This window comes from Oceanibium sediminis (genome assembly GCF_003265325.1).
Taxonomy (GTDB): Bacteria; Pseudomonadota; Alphaproteobacteria; order Rhodobacterales; family Rhodobacteraceae; genus Halovulum; species Halovulum sediminis.
Map to the genome: position 1 here is coordinate 68,218 of NZ_QGNX01000010.1, position 18,776 is coordinate 86,993.

At 65.3% G+C, this 18,776-nt stretch carries 17 protein-coding genes; 13 read left to right on the forward strand and 4 right to left on the reverse strand.

Going from position 1 to position 18,776, the window contains the following annotated elements; genetic code table 11:
• Positions 1–35 precede the first annotated feature (35 nt).
• From DJ029_RS18880 to DJ029_RS18940, 13 genes are all read left to right on the forward strand, one after another.
• Positions 36–1,496, forward strand: a complete 1,461-nt coding sequence (locus DJ029_RS18880; protein ID WP_112324050.1) for an aldehyde dehydrogenase family protein — start codon at positions 36–38, stop codon at positions 1,494–1,496.
• 10 nt (positions 1,497–1,506) lie between these two features.
• On the forward strand, positions 1,507–1,986 hold the full coding sequence (locus DJ029_RS18885; RefSeq protein WP_112324051.1) for a GlcG/HbpS family heme-binding protein: 480 nt from the start codon (positions 1,507–1,509) through the stop codon (positions 1,984–1,986).
• 8 nt (positions 1,987–1,994) lie between these two features.
• Complete coding sequence (locus DJ029_RS18890; protein WP_232823137.1) at positions 1,995–2,339, forward strand: 2Fe-2S iron-sulfur cluster-binding protein; 345 nt, start codon at positions 1,995–1,997, stop codon at positions 2,337–2,339.
• A gap of 619 nt (positions 2,340–2,958) precedes the next feature.
• Positions 2,959–4,431: an ABC transporter substrate-binding protein gene (locus tag DJ029_RS18895; protein ID WP_198671197.1), complete on the forward strand. Its 1,473-nt coding sequence runs from the start codon at positions 2,959–2,961 to the stop codon at positions 4,429–4,431.
• Positions 4,432–4,534: 103 nt separating this feature from the next.
• Positions 4,535–5,455, forward strand: coding sequence for an ABC transporter permease (locus DJ029_RS18900; RefSeq protein ID WP_112324052.1), 921 nt, complete (start codon positions 4,535–4,537; stop codon positions 5,453–5,455).
• Between the two features lie 4 nt (positions 5,456–5,459).
• Positions 5,460–6,485, forward strand: coding sequence for an ABC transporter permease (locus tag DJ029_RS18905; protein WP_112324053.1), 1,026 nt, complete (start codon positions 5,460–5,462; stop codon positions 6,483–6,485).
• On the forward strand, positions 6,482–7,498 hold the full coding sequence (locus tag DJ029_RS18910; RefSeq protein ID WP_112324054.1) for an ABC transporter ATP-binding protein: 1,017 nt from the start codon (positions 6,482–6,484) through the stop codon (positions 7,496–7,498). Before DJ029_RS18905 ends, DJ029_RS18910 begins: the two co-directional genes overlap by 4 nt.
• Positions 7,485–8,489, forward strand: a complete 1,005-nt coding sequence (locus tag DJ029_RS18915; RefSeq protein WP_232823138.1) for an ABC transporter ATP-binding protein — start codon at positions 7,485–7,487, stop codon at positions 8,487–8,489. The genes DJ029_RS18910 and DJ029_RS18915 overlap by 14 nt, the downstream gene beginning before the upstream one ends.
• Before the next feature lie 4 nt (positions 8,490–8,493).
• The gene (locus DJ029_RS18920) at positions 8,494–9,438 is read left to right on the forward strand and encodes a dihydrodipicolinate synthase family protein (protein ID WP_112324055.1); all 945 of its coding nucleotides are present in this window, start codon (positions 8,494–8,496) and stop codon (positions 9,436–9,438) included.
• The gene (locus DJ029_RS18925) at positions 9,435–10,187 is read left to right on the forward strand and encodes an SDR family NAD(P)-dependent oxidoreductase (protein ID WP_112324056.1); all 753 of its coding nucleotides are present in this window, start codon (positions 9,435–9,437) and stop codon (positions 10,185–10,187) included. The genes DJ029_RS18920 and DJ029_RS18925 overlap by 4 nt, the downstream gene beginning before the upstream one ends.
• A gap of 19 nt (positions 10,188–10,206) precedes the next feature.
• A complete protein-coding gene (locus DJ029_RS18930) occupies positions 10,207–11,805 on the forward strand; it encodes a gamma-glutamyltransferase family protein (RefSeq protein ID WP_112324081.1) in 1,599 nt (532 codons plus the stop codon).
• Positions 11,806–11,825: 20 nt separating this feature from the next.
• Complete coding sequence (locus tag DJ029_RS18935; RefSeq protein WP_112324057.1) at positions 11,826–12,143, forward strand: 2Fe-2S iron-sulfur cluster-binding protein; 318 nt, start codon at positions 11,826–11,828, stop codon at positions 12,141–12,143.
• 4 nt (positions 12,144–12,147) lie between these two features.
• Positions 12,148–13,377, forward strand: coding sequence for an NAD(P)/FAD-dependent oxidoreductase (locus DJ029_RS18940; protein ID WP_112324058.1), 1,230 nt, complete (start codon positions 12,148–12,150; stop codon positions 13,375–13,377).
• 10 nt (positions 13,378–13,387) lie between these two features.
• Here DJ029_RS18940 and DJ029_RS18945 read toward each other — a convergent pair whose 3' ends face one another.
• The 4 genes from DJ029_RS18945 to DJ029_RS18960 all read right to left on the reverse strand — a co-directional run bounded on the left by DJ029_RS18945 (position 13,388) and on the right by DJ029_RS18960 (position 18,755).
• Positions 13,388–14,149, reverse strand: a complete 762-nt coding sequence (locus DJ029_RS18945) for an ABC transporter permease (RefSeq protein ID WP_112324059.1) — start codon at positions 14,147–14,149, stop codon at positions 13,388–13,390.
• Positions 14,146–15,072: an ABC transporter ATP-binding protein gene (locus DJ029_RS18950; protein ID WP_112324060.1), complete on the reverse strand. Its 927-nt coding sequence runs from the start codon at positions 15,070–15,072 to the stop codon at positions 14,146–14,148. The genes DJ029_RS18945 and DJ029_RS18950 overlap by 4 nt, the downstream gene beginning before the upstream one ends.
• A 133-nt stretch (positions 15,073–15,205) precedes the next feature.
• Positions 15,206–17,092 carry an alpha-amylase family glycosyl hydrolase gene (locus DJ029_RS18955; RefSeq protein ID WP_112324061.1) on the reverse strand — a complete coding sequence of 629 codons (1,887 nt, stop codon included), beginning with the start codon at positions 17,090–17,092 and terminating at the stop codon, positions 15,206–15,208.
• 106 nt (positions 17,093–17,198) lie between these two features.
• Entirely contained in the window at positions 17,199–18,755 is a 1,557-nt protein-coding gene (locus DJ029_RS18960) for a trimethylamine methyltransferase family protein (protein WP_112324062.1), read from the reverse strand.
• Positions 18,756–18,776 lie beyond the last annotated feature (21 nt).

The following is an 18,776-nucleotide window of genomic DNA, read 5'->3' on the forward strand; positions in this document are numbered from 1 at the left end:
ATGACGTCCGGCACTCGCCAGAAGGGCGGAATGACATGAAAGCTGACGCGGACAAACCCTATCGAAACCTGGTCAACGGCGCGTGGATCGATGCGTCTGACGGGGCGGTGATCGAAAACCGGAACCCGGCCGACACGAGCGATATTGTTTCGCGCCACGCCGCCGCGACGGCCGATGACGCGAAAGCCGCTGTCGATGCGGCCGCCGCCGCCTTTCCCGCCTGGCGCGACACGCCGATCGGAAAGCGGGCTGCGATCCTGGAGCGTGCGGCCGCGTATCTCGATGCGAATGCGGATCAGTTCGGGCATGAGCTGGCGCGCGAGGAGGGCAAGCTGCTCGCCCTTGGCGTGGGTGAGGTGAAGCGCGCCGCGCAGACCCTGCGATTCTATGCCATCGAGGGGCAGACCCTGACGGGCGAGACCTATCCCCAGGACGACCCGGCCATGCTGGTGTACTCGCACCGCGAGCCGCTCGGGGTCGCCACCGCGATCACGCCCTGGAACTTCCCCATCTCGATCCCGGCGCGCAAGATCGCCCCGGCGCTGATCACCGGCAACGCCGTGGTGTTCAAGCCCTCGTCCGAAGCGCCCCTGATCGCCCTGCGCCTTGTCGAGGCCTTTGTCGAGGCGGGGATCCCCGCAGGCGTGCTGAACCTGGTGATTGGTCCGTCCTCGGCAACCGGGCCCGCGATCACGGCTGATCCGCGTGTCAGAAGCGTCTCCTTCACCGGCTCCACCGGCGCGGGCGAGAAGATTCACCGCAGCCTGCCGATCACAACGCGCAGCCAGATGGAGCTTGGCGGAAAGAACCCGCTGATCGTTCTGGCTGACGCGGACCTGGATACGGCGGCGCAGCTTGCCGTGGCGGGCGGCTTTTCGCTGACCGGGCAGGCCTGTACCGGCACCTCTCGGGTGCTTGTCGAAAGCAGCGTGAAGGACGCCTTCATCGAAAAGCTGGCCGCGAAGGCCGCCGCGCTGAAGGTCGGAAACGGGCTGGATGACGGCACGAAAGTGGGGCCGCTCGCCTCGGCCGCGCAGCTGAAGAACGTGCTCGACTATATCGCAATCGGCAAGGGCGAGGCGACGCTTGTCGCTGGCGGCAACCAGCTGACCGGCGGGGCCTATGACAAGGGGTATTTCGTCGAGCCGACAGTTTTCGCCGACGTCTCTGCCGATGCGCGGATCGCCCAGGAAGAGATCTTCGGCCCGGTCATCTCGGTGATCGAAGTCGCGGACTACGACGAAGCGATCGCGGTCGCGAACGGCGTCCAGTACGGGCTGTCGGCGGCGCTGGTGACGAACGATTTCCGCTACATCCAGCGCTTCCCGCACGACGTGGAGGCGGGGACCGTCAAGGTGAACCGGACCACGACCGGCAACCTGGTCAATGCCCCCTTCGGCGGCGTCAAGATGTCGTCCACCGCCACGTTCCGCGAGTCAGGCCGCGCGGGGCTGGATTTCTTTACTCAAATCAAAACTGTCTACCTGGGACGCTGAGAGGACTATCATGAAACAAGGTTGGAAACTTGATCTCGCCGACGCGAAGCTGATGATCGAAGCCGCGAAGGCGAAATCCGAGGAAATCGGCGTTCTGGAAACCATCTGCGTCGTGGATGACGCCGGCTTTCCGCTGGCGATCGAGCGGATGGACGGTGCGCGTGTGACCGGGCCGCAGATCGCCTGGAATAAGGCGTTCACCGCGGCGGGGCACAAACGCTCGACGCATCTGTTCAACACGCCGCCGAACGGGCCCGCGCTGCCCAACAACGAGGCCTACGGCATCCAGTGGTCGTTCGAGGGCAAGTTCGCCATCTTCGTCGGCGGCTTCCCCGTTGTCGTCGATGACGAGATCGTGGGTGGTATCGGCCTGTCGGGCGGTAATGGCGAGCAGGACACCGCCGCGGGCGTCGCCGCCCTTCAGGCGCTGGCCGATCACTATTCCGCGCAGGGCCGCTCCGTGCTGGTCGCCGCGGACATCAAGAAGTAGTCGGCGCCGTGGACGATCAGGTAGATACGAAAATCCGCATCCGCTTCCTGACAAGCGGTGTGGATGACGTCGAAGTCCCGGCGGGCTCCAACCTGCTGCGCATGTCGATCCGCTACCAGGGGGGCTTGCCCTTCAAATGCGGCGGCGGCATGTGCGGCACCTGCTTTTGCAAGATCGAAGAGGGGGCCGAGAATACCGGCCCCCTGACCGGCAAGGAAAAGAAGATGCTGACCGACGAGGAGGTCGCCCAAGGGCACAGGCTTGGCTGCCAGACCTCGCTCAACGGCGATGTGGCGGTCAGTTGGATCCCCCTGGATCAGCGCGCCACGCCGGGCCGGAAGCCGCTGAAGTAAGGGTTTGCTCGACGGCTGGTTCGGGGCTGGCCAAGGCTGCCCCGGCCCGGCGGGATCGGCTGGGCCAGCTCACACATCTCGTGTGTGGCTGGCCGAAGGTCGCATCGCTCGCGAATCGCGACAATCCCCGAGGCCTGCCCGCAAGGTCGGGCGCGGGTCCGTGCGCCCCGCTCGGGGCGAGAATCGGCGCGGCGGCGCCGACCGCTTCCTAGGCGGATTACAGGACAACCATGACGGAATGGGTGCAGGCGGCGCCCGGTGACGCTGGGCGCAAGCAGGCCCATATCCATTCGGGGGCGATCCCGTCCCCGATTGACGGACCGGCGCAGGTGCTGAAAGTCTTTTAAAATAGTATACTAAATACAGAAATTGCTTTCTGCGGCAATCTGGCGCCGATCCGGTGTAACGCGCACATCAGGTACGTTCCAGTCGGAATTAACTGAGACACAGGGGAAAAATCCGATGATTCGTGATTTTCACATGTGCCAGTTCGTCGCACAGAATGCTTGACATCATGGTCCAACGTATACAAATCTGATCGCCGAGCGGGCGGCCCTTTGGCATGCGCGGTCCAAGGAAAAGCCCATGCAGGGCGTAAAACTCGATAGGGAGAAAAAAGATGATTTTTGGAAGGGCGGTTTTTGCCGCTGCTGTGTATGGCTTTGCAACGATGTTGCCCGCCCAGGCGCAGCAGGTGGTGATTGCAATCGGATCCGAGCCGACGACGCTTGATCCGCAATTGCGCGAAGACGGCGGTGAACGCGCCGTCACCGACAATATTTTTGAAACCCTGATGGTGCGTGACGCGACCGGCGCGCTGAAGCCCGGGCTGGCCGCAAGCGATCCGGTGCAGGTATCGGACTCCGTCTGGGAGATCACGCTGCGCGAAGGCATTTCCTTTCACAACGGAGAGCCCTTCAACGCCGATACCGTGGTGTATTCGATCGAGCGGATCATCGACCCCGAGTACAATTCCGAACAGGCCTCGTTCTTTTCCTCCATCGTTGGGGCTGACAAGATCGACGACCTGACCGTCAGTGTCGAAACGGAGGGGCCGGATCCGATCCTGCCCGCACGTCTTTACTGGATGAAGATGGTGCCGCCGGAGGCCGCCGAAGCAGAGGACTTCGCCGCCAACCCCGTGGGGACGGGCCCCTACAAGTTCGTCAGCTGGGATCGCGGCAACGAGATCGTTCTCGACGTCAACGCCGACTACTGGGGCGAAGCGCCCGAGATCAAGGACGTCACCTTCCGCTTCATCTCGGAATTCGGCACCCGCCTGTCCAGCCTTCTGTCCGGCGAAGTCGACCTGATCACCAACCTGCTGCCAGAGTTCGTAGCCCAGGTTCCGCAGGCCAAAAGCGTCAGCGGGCTGGAACTGCCCATCATCATCCTGGACGCGGATGAAGGGCCGACCGCGGACGTGCGTGTCCGCCAGGCGCTGAACCTGGCCGTGGACAAGGTCGCCCTGGCCGAGGCGCTGTACGCGGGCTACGCCGACGTGGCGCAGGGGCAGCTGATGGCGCCCTCGTTCTTCGGCTTCAATCCCGACGTTCCCGGCTATGGCTACGACCCCGAGCGGGCGCGCGAGCTGATCGCCGAGGCCGGCGCCGAGGGAATCGAGATCGAGCTTGTGGGCACCGCAGGGCGTTGGCTGAAGGACCGCGAAGTCGTGGAAGTCGTCGCTGAGTTCTGGTCCGAGATCGGTGTCGAGCCGAACGTGCGGATCTTCGAGTTCGGCGAATACCTGAACCGGTTGTTCGACCGGGAAACGCGCGCCGACGCCATCTTCGTTGTGAACTCCAACGAGATGCTGGACGCTGACCGCCCGCTGTCCGCCTACTATCACAAGGACGGTGTCGGTTCCTCGAACACCAACGCGGAAATGGCCGCCAACATCGACGCGGCGCGCAGCGAGACCGATGTCTCCAAGCGCGAGGCGCTCTACCACGATATCCTGCAAACCGCCTACGACGAGGCGTACTTCCTGTTCCTGCTCAACATCAACGACATCTACGGTACGTCCGAGCGTCTGGAGTGGGAACCCCGGGTCGACGCGAAGATCCTCATCTCCACGATGTCGGTGGACTGACTGGATAGATGAAGGGGGCCGCAGTGGCCCCCTTCACGCAGATTGAACGTGGAAGTGACAGCAGGCACGCGATGTGTGCGGCTGCAGCCTGAAGGAAAAATCGATGGGGCGAATTCTCCTGCTTAGGTCCTGGCACGGACTGATCGTAATCATGGGGGTGACGATCGTTGTCTTTGTCGTCACCCGAATGATCGGCGATCCGGTGGACATCATGTTGCCGCTGGAAGCCACCGCAGAGCAAAGAGCGGCCTTCGAGCACCAGCTCGGGCTCGACCGGCCAATACTTGTACAGTTTTTCGATTACGTCTGGTCCCTGGCCCAGTTCGACCTCGGCGACTCGCTCTGGCAGAACCGGCCGGCGCTGGAAATCATCCTCGAACGGCTGCCCCTGACGCTGTACCTCTGCTTCTCGGCGATCGCCGTCGCCGTCCTGGTCGCGGTGCCAATGGGCGTCATCGCCGCGCTGAAGCCCGGCGGCATCATCGACAAGATCACCGTCCTGCTCAGCCTTGGCGCGCTGTCCGTGCCGCAGTTCTGGTTGGGCCTTCTGTTCATCATGGTTTTCGCGGTGCAGCTCGGCTGGCTGCCGGCGGGTGGTGCGGCATCCTTCAAGCACCTGATCCTGCCCGCGCTGACGCTGGCCATCCCCACGATGACGCGGCTCGTCATGGTCGTGCGCTCGCAGATGATGGACGAGCTGAACGCCCAATACGTCAAGACCGCCGAGGCGAAGGGGATGCCCCTGTTCCGCATCGTCGGCCTGCACGCGATGCGCAACTGCGCCGTGCCCGTGATGACGCTGACCGCCTGGGAATTCATCCGGATCCTGTCCGGCTACACGGTGGTGGTGGAAACGGTGTTCGCGTGGCCCGGTCTGGGGCTGATTGCCCTGCAGGCCATCGAGCGCCAGGACCTGGTGCTGCTACAGGCCATCGTCTTCGTGATCGCCGTGATCGTCGTCGTTTTCAACCTTGCCGTGGACATCATCTACAAGGTGATCGACCCGCGTATCAAACTGGATTGAGCCCATGGAATACCCTTCAGATTCCACCCATCCCGACGGGGACGAGGCGCCAGACCTGAACGCGCCCCAGATCCAGGAGGAAGAAAAGACAAGCACCTTTGCCAAAGCGAAAGCCCTGCTGAGCGAGTTGTGGCACGACAAGCCCGGCTTCGTCGGCTTCGTGATCATCGTGGCGCTGGTGCTGATGGCCATCTTCGCGCCGCTGATCGCACCCTATGACCCGGCCGAGCAATCGCTGCGCGCGCGCCTCATCCCGCCGGTCTGGCAGGAACGCGGCACGTGGGAGCATGTGCTGGGCACCGATCACCTCGGGCGCGATATCCTAAGCAGGATCATCCACGGCTCCCGCATCTCGATGATCGTCGGGGTGGCGGTGGTCGCCCTTGCCGGCGGGTTCGGGATAACCATGGGTCTGATCGCCGGGTTCTTCGGGGGCCGGATTGATGCTGCGATCATGCGCTTCGTCGATACGATCATCGCCTTTCCGGGCCTGCTGCTGGCGCTTGTCATCCTGGCTGTCATCGGCCCGTCGATGACCACGGTCATCATCGTGCTCGCGCTGAACGGCTGGATGGTCTACGCGCGGATGACCCGCGGCATCGTCCTGTCGGTGCGCCAGATGCCCTATGTCGAGGCGGCCGAGATGGTGGGCGGGCGTTCGTTCCACGTGATCTTCCGCCACATCCTTCCGAACATGATGTCGCCCCTGCTGACGCTGGGCGTGCTGGAGTTTGCGCGGATCGTGCTTGCCGAGGCTGCGCTTTCCTTCCTGGGCCTCGGCATCCAGCCACCGGCGACGTCCTGGGGCCTCGATGTGGCGAACGGCAAGGATTACCTGTTCGTGGCATGGTGGCTCGTCACCATTCCGGGCTGTGCGATCGCGATCACCGTGCTTGCCATCAACCTGCTGGCGAACTGGGCGCGGGTGACTTCCGATCCGCAGGAGCGCGAGAAGCGGTTCGCAACCAGCGTCGCTGCAATGCGTCGCCGCAAGAAATCCAGTTCTCCAGCGATACAGGCGGCAGAATGACCCAGAAACTTCTCGAAATCGATAATCTCGAAGTTCATTTCACCACCCGGCGCGGGGTCGTGCGCGCGGTGCGCGGCGTGTCGCTGTCGGTGGGAAAGGGCGAAACGCTCGGCCTCGTGGGGGAAAGCGGGTCCGGCAAATCGGTCACGTCGCAGGCGGCCATGGGCCTTGTCCATATCCCCGGTGAGATCGTGGGCGGTGACATCCGCTGGAAGGGCCAGTCCCTGCTCGGGCCGGAAGGCCATCCGCTGTCGCGGCGCATCCGCGGGCGGGAAATGGCGATGATCTTTCAGGACGCGATGACCTCGCTCAACCCGCTCTTCACCTGCGGCCAGCAGATCACCGAGGTGCTGCGCTACCATCGCAAGATGAACAAGGCGCAGGCGCAGGCGCGCGCGTTGGAACTGTTCGAACTGGTCGGCATCAGCGCCCCGCTGGAGCGTTTGAACCAGTACCCGTTCGAAATGTCGGGCGGCATGCGCCAGCGTGGCATGATCGCGATGGCCCTGGCCTGTGAGCCGGAACTGCTTATCGCGGACGAGCCGACGACCGCGCTGGACGTGACGATCCAGGCGCAGATCCTCGAGCTGTTGCAGGATCTTCAGAAGCGGCTGGACCTGTCGATCATCATGATCACCCACGACCTTGGCGTCGTCGCGGGGCTCTGCGACCGGGTGGCGGTGATGTACGGCGGGCAGATCGTCGAGGAGGCGTCGGCGGACGAGATCTTCTCGCACCCCGCGCATCCCTACACGATGGGGCTGCTGCGCTCGACGCCCCGGATCGACGGAAAAGACGATCGGATGGTGTCTATCGCCGGGTCCCCGCCAGACCTGTTGCAGGCGCAGCAGGGCTGCGCCTTCGCAAGCCGCTGCCCGTCGCGGAAAGCCGAGTGCAGCAGGGACGTGCAACTCAAGGAAATGGCCAGCCGCCAGGTCGCCTGCCGGTTCCCCTTCTCGGGACCCTGGTCGAGAGATTTCAAAGAGAGGACGGATCACATTGGCACTCGCTGAGCAGATCGAACCCGCCGAACCGCTTGTTCGGGTCGAGGACCTGACGGTTCGCTTCCCGGGCGGACGCGCCGGGTTCTGGGGACAGACCGAACTGGAAGTCCACGCCATCGAACGCATGTCGTTCGAGATTTTCCCGGGCGAAACCCTGGGGCTGGTCGGGGAAAGCGGCTCGGGCAAGACCACGGCCGGGCGTGCTGTCCTCGGCCGGACCCCGGTCAAAAGCGGCCACATCTACTTTGATGGCCGCGACATCACCAATATCGAGGGCGACGCCCGGCGGCTTCTCAGCCGGGACATGCAGCTGATCTTCCAGGACCCCTATGCCAGCCTGAACCCCAGGATGCGCATCCTCGACCTGGTGGCGGAGCCGCTCATCGTGCACGGCCTCGTGCGCAACCGCGACGAGGCGGTGGACGAGGTCAAGGAACTGCTGCGCAAGGTGGGCCTTCCCGCGAACGCGTTCGAGCGGTTCCCGCACGCCTTTTCCGGCGGCCAGCGCCAGCGCGTCGTGATCGCCCGCGCGCTTGCGCTGAAACCACGCTTCATCGTGGCGGATGAACCGGTGTCCGCGTTGGATGTGTCCATCCGCGCGCAGGTGGTGAACCTTTTGCAGGATCTGCAACAGGAATTCGGGCTGACCTACCTGTTCATCGCCCATGACCTGAGCGTCGTGCAGCATGTCTCGGACCGGATCGCGATCATGTACGCGGGCAAGCTGTTCGAGATCGGGTCGGCGGATGCGATCTACAGCAACCCCAAGCATCCGTATACCGAGGCGCTTCTGTCCGCGGTTCCGGTGCCCGATCCGGTCATTCAGCGCAGCCAGAAGCGTATCGTCTTCGAAGGCGAGCCGCCGAGCCCGATCTACCCGCCGAAAGGGTGCCGCTTTGCGAAACGCTGCCCGCTGGCCACGGCGCAATGTGAAAACGAAGAACCGCCCCTGGCCGAGAAAGCCCCCGGCCAGTTCGCGGCCTGCTGGAACAGGAATTGATGACGTGCATGAACCAATAACGACAGGGTCATTCGTTGCCCTGATCACCCCGATGAACAGCGACTACTCGATCGATTTCGCAGGCTTTGCGGATCTCATGGCGTTTCAGCGCCAGCATGGCACCTCTGCCTTGCTGATCATGGGCTCCTCGGGCGAGGTGTCGATGCTGTCAGAGGCGGAACGCCACGCGGTGGTGCGCGAAACCGCGCGCCACAAGACGGCGGACATGCCGGTCTGGTACGGCTGCACCGGCCCCACGACCGAGACGACCATCGCCTACGTGCAGCAGGCCGCCGACGCGGGGGCGGATGGCGCCGTAATCGCCGCGCCGTCCTATATCTGCGGGGCGAACGACGATATCGTGCGCTTCTTCCTCGACGTGGCGGACGCCTCTCCGATCCCGGTCGGGATCTACAACAACCCGCCGCGGGTCAAGACGGACCTTGGCGTGGCCGATATCCTGCGGCTGGCCGAGCATCCGAAGATCGCGGTGCTGAAGGAAAGCACCTCGCGCGTGGGACAGGTGGCGCAGGTCTGCGCGGCGCGCCCGGACGTCAGCATCATGTGCTGCTGCTCGCCCAACCTCGGGCTTGTCGTGCCCACGATGAGCCTGGGCGGCCACGGGACGGCAAACATGACCGGCAACATCATTCCGGCGGAAATGGCCGAGATATCACGGCCATGGGGCGACAGGCCCGGCGCGGGACAGGCCTTCCGGGAGGCGTATTTGCGCAACCTGCCGATCCTGCATTTCGTGTACTCGGCGATCAATCCGGTTCCGGTGAAGACGCTGATGCAGGCTGTCGGGCTGCCCGCCGGCCCGCTGCGGCGGCCGTTGTCGCCGCTCAATCCCGCGGCCCTGTCAAACGGGCTGCGGATCCTGAAGGAACTCGGGCTCGACAAGTCCTATGAATATCGGCTCCCGGCGGAGGCTTTGGCTGCAGAATGACTGACAATCGCATTATTATCATCACCGGCGCCGGAAGCGGCATCGGGGCCGCAACTGTCGCGCGGCTGGCCGCGCCGGACACGTCCTTCCTGCTGTCCACCCGCAGCAACCGCGACGGGCTGGAAACCGTCGCCAACGCCGCGCGGTGCGCGGGCGCGCAGGTGCACACCTGGCTGGGCGACCTGTCCGAGGAAGGGGCGGCGTCCGAGCTTGTCTCGGTCGCGCGCGACACTTTCGGCGGGATCGATCAGATCGTCTCCAACGCCGGGAAGGCCAGCAAAAGCGCGTTTCGCGACCTGACCCGCGACGATGTGCTGGCCGCGATGTCGGTGAACACGCTGCCCATGGTGGAGCTGGTTACCGCGGCGATGGACGACCTGGTGCAATCGTCCTGGGGCCGCGTGGTGACGCTGTCGTCTTTCGTGACGCATGACTTCGGCATCAACGGGGTGCTGTTCCCCGCGACCTCCGCGTCGAAAGGCGCGGTGGAGGCGTTGACCCGCGCCCTGGCGTTCGAACTGGCGCAAAGCGGCGTGTCCGTGAACTGCGTTGCGCCGGGCTACACGCGCAAGGTCGGCGGGCACGCGGCGATCGGTGCGGAGGCCTGGAAAGCCGCCGCCGCCGCCACGCCCAACGGCAAGCTGGCCGAGCCCGAGGATATCGCCGCCACCATCGCTTTCCTGCTGTCGCGCGACGCGGGCCACATCACCGGGCAAGTTCTGCGTGTCGATGGCGGACTTTCACTGTGACTTCAGGGGTATCGAATTCATGAAGCGCCTTTCCACGGATCATCACTACCCCTCCCGCCGCTCGCCGCTGATGGCGGACAACGCGGTGGCCACGTCCCATCCGCTGGCCGCCCAGGCGGGCCTTTCCATGCTTGCGAAAGGGGGCAATGCCGTCGATGCGGCGCTCGCGGCCGCGGTCGTGCTGACGCTGGTCGAGCCGACCGGATGCGGCCTTGGCTCGGATGCTTTCGCGATCCTCTGGGATGGCAAGGAACTCCACGGGCTGAACGCCTCGGGGCGCTCGCCCGCGGCCTGGACGGCCGAGCGGTTCGCCGGATTGGACGATATGCCCGTTGCCGGCTGGGAAAGCGTGACCGTGCCGGGCGCCGTCTCAAGCTGGGTGGCGCTGTCCGAGCGGTTCGGCAAGCTGCCGTTCGCGGAGCTGTTCGAACCGGCGATCCGCTACGCGACGAAGGGGTTCGAGGTGACCCCGAAGATCGCCGAGCTCTGGGCCGTCGGCGCCAGGGCGCATCGTGGCCGCCCCGGTTTCGACGAGACCTTCCTGCGCGACGGCCGCCCGCCGCAGGCCGGTGAGCGTTTCGTTCAGCCCGATATGGCCGTCACCTTCGCCAAGATCGCCGAGAGCAAGGGCCGCGCCTTCTACGAAGGAGAGTTGGCCGAGCGGATCGTCGCGGAAGCTAAGAAGCACGGTGCGGCCCTGTCCCTCGACGACATGGCGTCGCACAGGTGTGATTGGTGCGGCACGATTTCCCGCGGTTTCGCGGGGGTCGAGCTGCACGAGATCCCGCCCAACGGGCAGGGCATCGCCGCGCTGATGGCGCTGGGGATCCTCGAACACACCAATATCCGGGACCTGGACGTGGATTCGGTCGAAGCCGCGCATTTGCAGATCGAAGCAATCAAGATGGGCTTCCGGGATTCCTGGCACTTCGTGGCCGACCTCGATTTCATGCCCTCGGTCGGCGTCAAGGACCTGCTGGACGACGCCTACCTCGCCCGGCGCGCGGCCGAAATCGACCCGGCGAAAGCAAAGGATTTCGGCGTCGGCGCGCCGAAGCTTGGCGGGACCGTCTATGTCTCGGCCGCGGATGAGGACGGGATGATGGTCTCGTTCATCCAGTCGAACTACAAGGGGTTCGGCTCTGGCGTGGCGATCCCCGGAACCGGGATCCACCTGCAGAACCGCGGCTATGGCTTCAGCCTCGATCCCCGCTCGCAGAACCATGTGGCGGGGCGCAAGCGGCCGTTTCACACGATCATTCCCGGCTTCATCATGGGCCCGGACGGCCCGCTTGCAAGCTTCGGCGTGATGGGCGGCCCGATGCAGGCGCAGGGGCACATGCAGATGACGCTGAGAACGCAGCTCTGGGGGCAGGACCCGCAGATGGCGGCGGATGCGCCGCGCTGGCGTGTCGTCGATGGGCTGAGCGTGGCCTGCGAAGAAACGATGGATCCCGCGATCACTGACGGGCTGCGCGCCCTCGGCCACGAGATCACCTTCGAATCCCCCGACAGTTCCTTCGGGTTCGGCGGGGCCCAGATCATTCAACGACTTCCCTCCGGCGGCTACATCGCCGGAACCGACCCGCGCAAGGATGGCGCGGCGGTGGGCTTCTGACAAAAGGACAGGCAGATATCGTGACCAAGATAGTATTCATCGAACCGGACGGCACGCAAAAGACGGTGGAGGCGCTTGAGGGCGCAAGCCTGATGCTGGCCGCGACCATGGGCGGTGTGGAGGGCATCGCCGCGGAATGCGGCGGCAATTGCGTCTGCGCGACCTGTCACTGCCTGGTGCTGGAAGGCCCGGTCGAGTCCCTGTCCGAGATGGGCGAGGACGAGAAGGACACGCTGGAGTTCTCCGCCGAGAAGATCTTCGAGAATTCCCGCCTGACCTGCCAGTTGGAGGCTTGCCCCGAAATGGACGGGCTGGTCTTCAAGGTCGTGGGTAAATAGGGCCATGGCCGGTATCGTCATCATAGGCGCGGGACACGCGGGCACACAGGCGGCGGCCAGCCTGCGCGAAGGGGGCTACGCCGGCGCGCTGACGCTGGTGTCGGCGGATCATGACCTGCCGTATCACAAGCCGCCCCTGTCCAAGTCGTTCATGAAAACCGCCGATACCCCGCTGCAACCGCTGCGTGGGCCAAGCTATTTCTCCGACAAGAACATCGACCTGAGGCTTGGTGAAACCGTCACCGCGGTGGATGCCGGGGCCAAGTCCGTCGCCTTCGCGGATGGGCAGACGCTGGCCTATGACAAGCTGGTCCTGGCGCTGGGAACCGTGGCGCGCCAGTTGGACGTTCCGGGGGCCAAGCTTGGGGGCGTGGTCTGTCTGCGCACAGCCGATGACGCGCGCCGGATGCGGGCGCGCCTTTCCGGAGTATCCTCGGCGGTGGTCATCGGGGGCGGGTTCATCGGGCTGGAAACCGCGGCGATGCTGAACGCCCGCGGCATTTCCGTCGTGGTGCTGGAGGCCGCGCCAGAGGTTCTGGGCCGCGCTGTCAGCGCGCAAACGGCCGCAACCGTGCGCGAGGGGCTTGTTGCCTCGGGCGTCACGGTGCACCGAGGCGCGACGCTTGAGCGGATCTCCGGACAGGGCGGGCAGGTGCAGGCCGTCGTGACCGGCGACGGGCAGAGCATTCCGGCTGACCTGGTCATCGTGGGGATCGGCGCGATCCCGGTGACGGACCTTGCGGAAACCGCCGGGCTTGCTGTGGAAAATGGCATCCTGGTCGATGGGGCGATGCGCACCAATGATCCCGATATCTTCGCCATCGGCGATTGCGTGTCTTTCCCGCAAGCGCAGATCGGGCAAAGGGTGCGGCTGGAATCGGTCCAGAACGCCACCGACCAGGCCCGCGCCGTTGCGCAGACCCTCAAGGGCAAGCCCGAGCCTTTCACGGCGCTGCCCTGGTTCTGGTCGGACATCGGCGAGATGAAGCTTCAGATCGCCGGGCTGAACCACGGCGCGACCCGGCAAATCGTCTGCTTGGGGGAAACAGGCGTGCGCGCCGTCTTCCACATGCGCGACGGCGCGCTGGCGGCGGTGGAAACGCTGAACGAACCGGGGATTCACATGCTGTCCCGGCGCTTGCTTGCCCTAGGGATCACGCCCGAGGAGGGGCAGATGACCGCGGGCGACCTGGCGGGGATGAAGCAGCTCTTGCGCGAGCGCGTCCCCGCCTGATCGGGGGCGCTCAGGACTTGATCTTGTAGCCCGTCTTGAAGATCCACCACGTGACCGTAAGGCAGGCGGCAAGGAAGAACAGGATCGCGATGAGCGAGACCATGACCGACACGTCCGACACCTCGTAAAAGCTCCAGCGGAAGCCGCTGATCAGGTAGAGGACGGGGTTGAAATAGGTCACGGCCTGCCAGGCCTCCGGCAGCATGGAGACGGAGTAGAAACTGCCCCCCAGGAACACCAGCGGCGTGATCACCAGAAGCGGCACCAGCTGCAACTGCTCGAAACTGCCCGAGACGATCCCGATGATGAAGCCGAGCAGCGCGAAGCTGATGCAGGTCAGCACGAGGAAGGCGACCATCCACACGGGATGGGCGATTTGCAGGTCGACGAAGAAGCCCGCCGTCAGCAGGATGATGACGCCGATCGCAAGCGCCTTCGTCGCGGCGGCGCCGACGTAGCCGATCACGATCTCCACGAAGCTGATTGGCGCGGACAGGAGTTCGTAGACCGTGCCGATGAACTTCGGGAAATAGATCCCGAAGCTGGCGTTGGACACCGATTGCGTCAGGATCGACAGCATCACCAGCCCCGGAACGATGAAGGCGCCGTAGCTGACCCCCTCGACGCTTTCGATCCGCCCGCCGATGGCCGAGCCGAAGACGACGAAATAGAGCACCGTGGAGATCACGGGCGAGATGATGCTCTGCGTCGGGGTGCGCAGGGTGCGGGCCATTTCATAGCGATAGATCGCCCAGATCGCGCGCATGTTCATGTCTTTTCCTTCACGAGTCCGACGAAGATATCTTCCAGCGAGCTTTGCCGCGTCTGCACGTCGCGGACCACGAGCCCGGCGGCGGACAGGTCCTGCAACAGCCGCGTGATGCCGGTGCGCCCGGCCTGCGTGTCATAGACGTAGCTCAGCGTCGTCCCGTCGTCCGAGCGGCTGAGGTTGTAGCCAGCCAGGCTTTCGGGCAGCGCGTCGATGGGGTCGTGCAGCTCGATCTCCATCTCTTTCGCGCCGAGGCGGGACATCAGGGTCGCCTTGTCCTCCACCAGCAAGATTTGCCCGCCGGAGATGACGCCGATGCGATCCGCGATCGCCTCCGCCTCCTCGATGTAGTGGGTGGTCAGGATGATCGTGACGCCGCTTTCGCGCAGTTCGTCGACGACGCGCCACATGTCCTTGCGCAACTCGACGTCGACGCCCGCTGTCGGCTCGTCCAGGAACAGCACGCTGGGCTCATGGCTCAGCGCCTTGGCGATCAGCACGCGGCGCTTCATGCCGCCGGACAGCGCCATGACCTTAGAGTTGCGCTTGTCCCAGAGCGACAGGGATTTCAGGATGCGCTCGATCAGGGCCGGGTCGGGTTTCTTGCCGAACAGGCCACGGGTGAAGGTGACGGTGTTGATCACCGTCTCGAACGGTTCCAGCATCACCTCCTGGGGGACCAGCCCGATCATGCTGCGCGCGGCGCGGTAGTCCGTCAGGATGTCATGCCCGCCGACGGTGACTGTGCCGGAACTGGGCGTGACGATGCCGCAGATGATCGAGATCAGCGTGGTCTTGCCCGCGCCGTTGGGCCCGAGCAGCGCAAGGATCTCGCCCTTTTCGATCTGAAGCGAAACGGCGTTCAGCGCGGGCGGGCCCTTGGCGTAGCTCTTGGTCAGGGATTTGATGTCGACAATGGGTGCCATGGAACGTCCGCCTTGAAATGTCGGGCGAGACTATTTCAGTGCGGAAGGAATGAGAACCGTCAATTCGGCTGCCCCGTGCGGGCGCATACGCCGTGCGTGGCGGCGTGTGTTTTTCCCGTTTCGCGGCGGACGCCTAGCCGATCCAGAGCGCGCCGTAGGCGGGCAGGGGGATCGTGCCGTCGCGCGGACTCAGGGCGCGGTCTGCAAGCAGGTCATGCCATGCCGTGACCCCTTCGCTGGCCAGCCAGTCCGTGCTGACGCCCTGGGCCTGTTCGGAAAAGTTGAACAGGCAGAGCACCGGCTCGCCCGGCGCGGCGCGGCGGAAGGCGAAGACGGCGCGGCCCGGCGCGTCGAGGATCTGGGTCGGGTGGCGCCCGTGCAACCGGCGCAGCGCGGCGCGGCGCGCCATGATCCGCGCTATGGCGGTGAAGATCCGCCCCTCGATGGTGGCCGGGTCCTTGCGGTTGTGCGCCTTGTTCCAATCCATGTCCGGGCGCTGCATCCGGCGGCTGTCGGTCGAGCCGTCGGGCAGCAGGTGATCGTGGTGGTTGTTCAGCAGGCCCAGCTCATCGCCCATGTAGATCAGCGGGATTCCCCCGAAGGCGGCGATCAGCGCATGGCCCATGACGATGCGCGCGATGGCGTCGTCGATCGCGCCGGCGTCGCCCGCCTCAAGCGCGCGCTCCAACCCCGAGAGTGAGGCGAGCGTGCCATTGTTGCGCTTGTCCCCGGTGGCCGGGTTGACCTGGAACAGCCCGCCGGTGGCGAAACTGCCGGGAAAGACGCCCTCGTAGAAGTCGGCCAGGAACTGGCGGTGCCGAAAGGCGTCCAGCCCGACGGCGTTCGCATCCTCGTCCGTGATCGCCCAGCCGATGTCGTCATGGCAGCGCAGGTAGGTGCCCCAGGTCGCGTTCGGGAAGTGATCGGGGAAATGCGTCGAAAGGACATGGCGCATCAGCCCGGTGTCCCGCGTGGCGAGCGAGGACCAGAACTGCACCATAAGGTTGTTGTGATAGGCAAGGTTCGACACCCGCCCGCTGTGGGTTCCCGTGCCGAGGTAATGCACCAGCTCGTCCGGCGCGACGATCGCCTCGGCCTTCAGCATGGTGCCCGGCGCGACGACCCGCGTGGCGGCGCGCAGCGCCTGCAGGATGTCATGGACCGGGGGCAGGTTCTGGCAGACCGTGCCCATCTGCTTCCACATGAAGGCCACCGCGTCGAGGCGCAAGATTTCCGCGCCTCGGTTCATCAGCGCGGTCATGATCCGGAAGATCTCAAGGAAGACCATGGGGTTGGACCAGTTCAGGTCCCACTGGAAGTGGTGGAAGGTGGTCCAGACCCATTTGCCCATCGCGGGATCGAAGGTGAAGCTGCCCGGCGCGTCGTCGGGAAACACCTCGACCAGGGTTTCCTCGTACTGGCGGGGCAGGGTGTCATCGTCGAAGACGTGGTACATCGCCTGCGCCGCGGTGTCGCCCGCGCGGGCGGCCGCGGCCCAGACGTGCTCGCGCGCGGTGTGGTTCAGCACCATGTCGAGGCAGACGCCGATCCCCGCGTCGCGCAGGGCGGTGGCCACATCCGCGAAGTCGTCCATCGTGCCGAGGCGTGGATCGATGGCGCCGTAGTCCTGCACCGCGTAGCCGCCGTCATTCGCGCCCTCGCGCGGTTTCAGGCAGGGCATGAAGTGGACATAGGTGACGCCCAGGTCCTTCAGGTAGTCCAGGTGATCGAGCACGCCGCGCAGGTTTCCCGCGAAGCGATCCACGTAGAACACGTATCCGACCTGCCGTGGTTCCTGGAACCAGCCGGGGTTCAGGTCTCGCGCAAGGTCCAGGGCGCGCAGCGGTGCGCTACGGGCCGCGTGGGCCTGTTCCATCGCGGCTTCGAGCGCCGGTTTGAACGCCGCCCAGCTGGGGTGGGTTCCGTAAAGGCGTTCCAGCGGCGGCCAGAGGTCGGGCGCGCCCCGCGCGCGGCGCAGGGCGAAGACATCGTCATCCGAAAGGCAGGCGCGGGCGCTCATCGCGAAGGTGTGCCAAATCGCGCGACGCCGTGCAAGGCGCAGCCGGTATGCCCGGCGCTGGACACGGCTTGCCGGAGGGACGCGTGTGCCAACCCCGGGCCCCGGCTCAGAAGTCCGTCGGCGCGCCGCCTTCGGATTTGCGCCGGGCCACGAAGCCCTGCAATTCCTCGCGCACCGCATCGTCCATCGGGGGCGGCGTATAGTCCGCGAGGATGGCTTTCCACGCGCGGTTCGCGCGCTCCGACGTCCAGACCGATCCATCCACCGCCCAGGCCTCGTAATTGCGCCAGTCGCTGAGGAAGGGCGCGTAAAAGGCCGTCTCGTAGCGCGCCTGGGTGTGATCGCAGCCAAAGAAGTGTCCGTTCGGCCCCACCTCGCGGATGGCGTCCAGGGCCAGCGACTCGGGTGAGGTGTCGGTGAGCACGGGATCGAAATAACGCTCGATCTGCTGGATCACCTCGCAGTCCATGACGAACTTCTCGTAGGATGCGATCAGCCCGCCCTCCAGCCAGCCGGCGGCGTGGTACACCATGTTCACGCCCGACTGGACAGCGGACCACAGCGAATTGGCGCTTTCCCACATGGCCTGGCCGTCGGGCACATTCGCCGCGCAGGCGTTGGAGGCGCGCAGCGGCAGGCCATAGAACCGCGCCATCTGCCCCGTCATCTGCGTCGCGCGCATGTATTCCGGCGTGCCGAAGGCTGGGGCGCCGGTTTTCATGTCCACGTTGGAGGTGAAGGTGCCCAGCACGCAGGGCGTACCCGGATTGATCACCTGCAGCAGCGCGATCGCGGCCAGCCCCTCGGCCAGCGACTGGACGACGGCGCCCGCCATGGTCACCGGCGCCATCGCCCCCGCAAGGGTGAACGGGGTGACCACCACCGGCTGCCCGCGCCGCGCGAAGCGCATGGCGCCGTCGAGCATCGGCCAGTCGTGTTTCAGCGGGCTGGAGGAGTTGATGTTGGTGTAAAGCCGGGGCTGGGAAAAGAACTCCGCCTCCGGCAGGCCAGAGGCGATGCGCGCCATTTCCAGTACGTCCTCGACCCGTTCGGAGCCAAGCGAATAGGCGTGCACCACCTTGTCCGTCAGGGTCAGCTTCTCGTAAAGGCAGTCGAGATGGCGGATGGAGGCGTGCACGTCCACCGGCTCCACCGGGTAGCCGCCCGCCACGTGGATGCAGTTGAAATACTGGGTCAGCTTCAACAGGTCGGTGAAGCTTTCCATGTCGCCAACCCGCCGCCCCCTGTCCAGGTCCATGACATTCGGCGGGGAGGAGACGTTGACGAAAGCCATGTGCCGCCCGCCGAGCGTGACGGCCCGCTCTGGGTTGCGCGGCGTGATGGTGAACTGCGCCGGGGCTTTGGCGATCATCTCCATCACCCAGGCGCGGTCCATGCGCACGTTGAACCCGTCGCTTGCCACGGTGCAGCCGGCCTTGCGCAGGATCTCCTTCGCCTCGGCGTTCAGGAATTCGATGCCGATATCCTCGAGGATCGTCGTCGCCGCGTCGTGGACCGCTTGGACCCCCGAGTCGTCCAGCGGCTCTGTCGGGCGGTCGGTGTTCAGTGGAACGCGGAACGGCAATTGCTCGATCGCCGGTCCCCCGGCGCGCCGGGTGTTACCCGCGCGCCCCCCGGTGCGGCGGCTTTTCCTGTCCGACATGTGCTTTCCCCCGGCGATCCG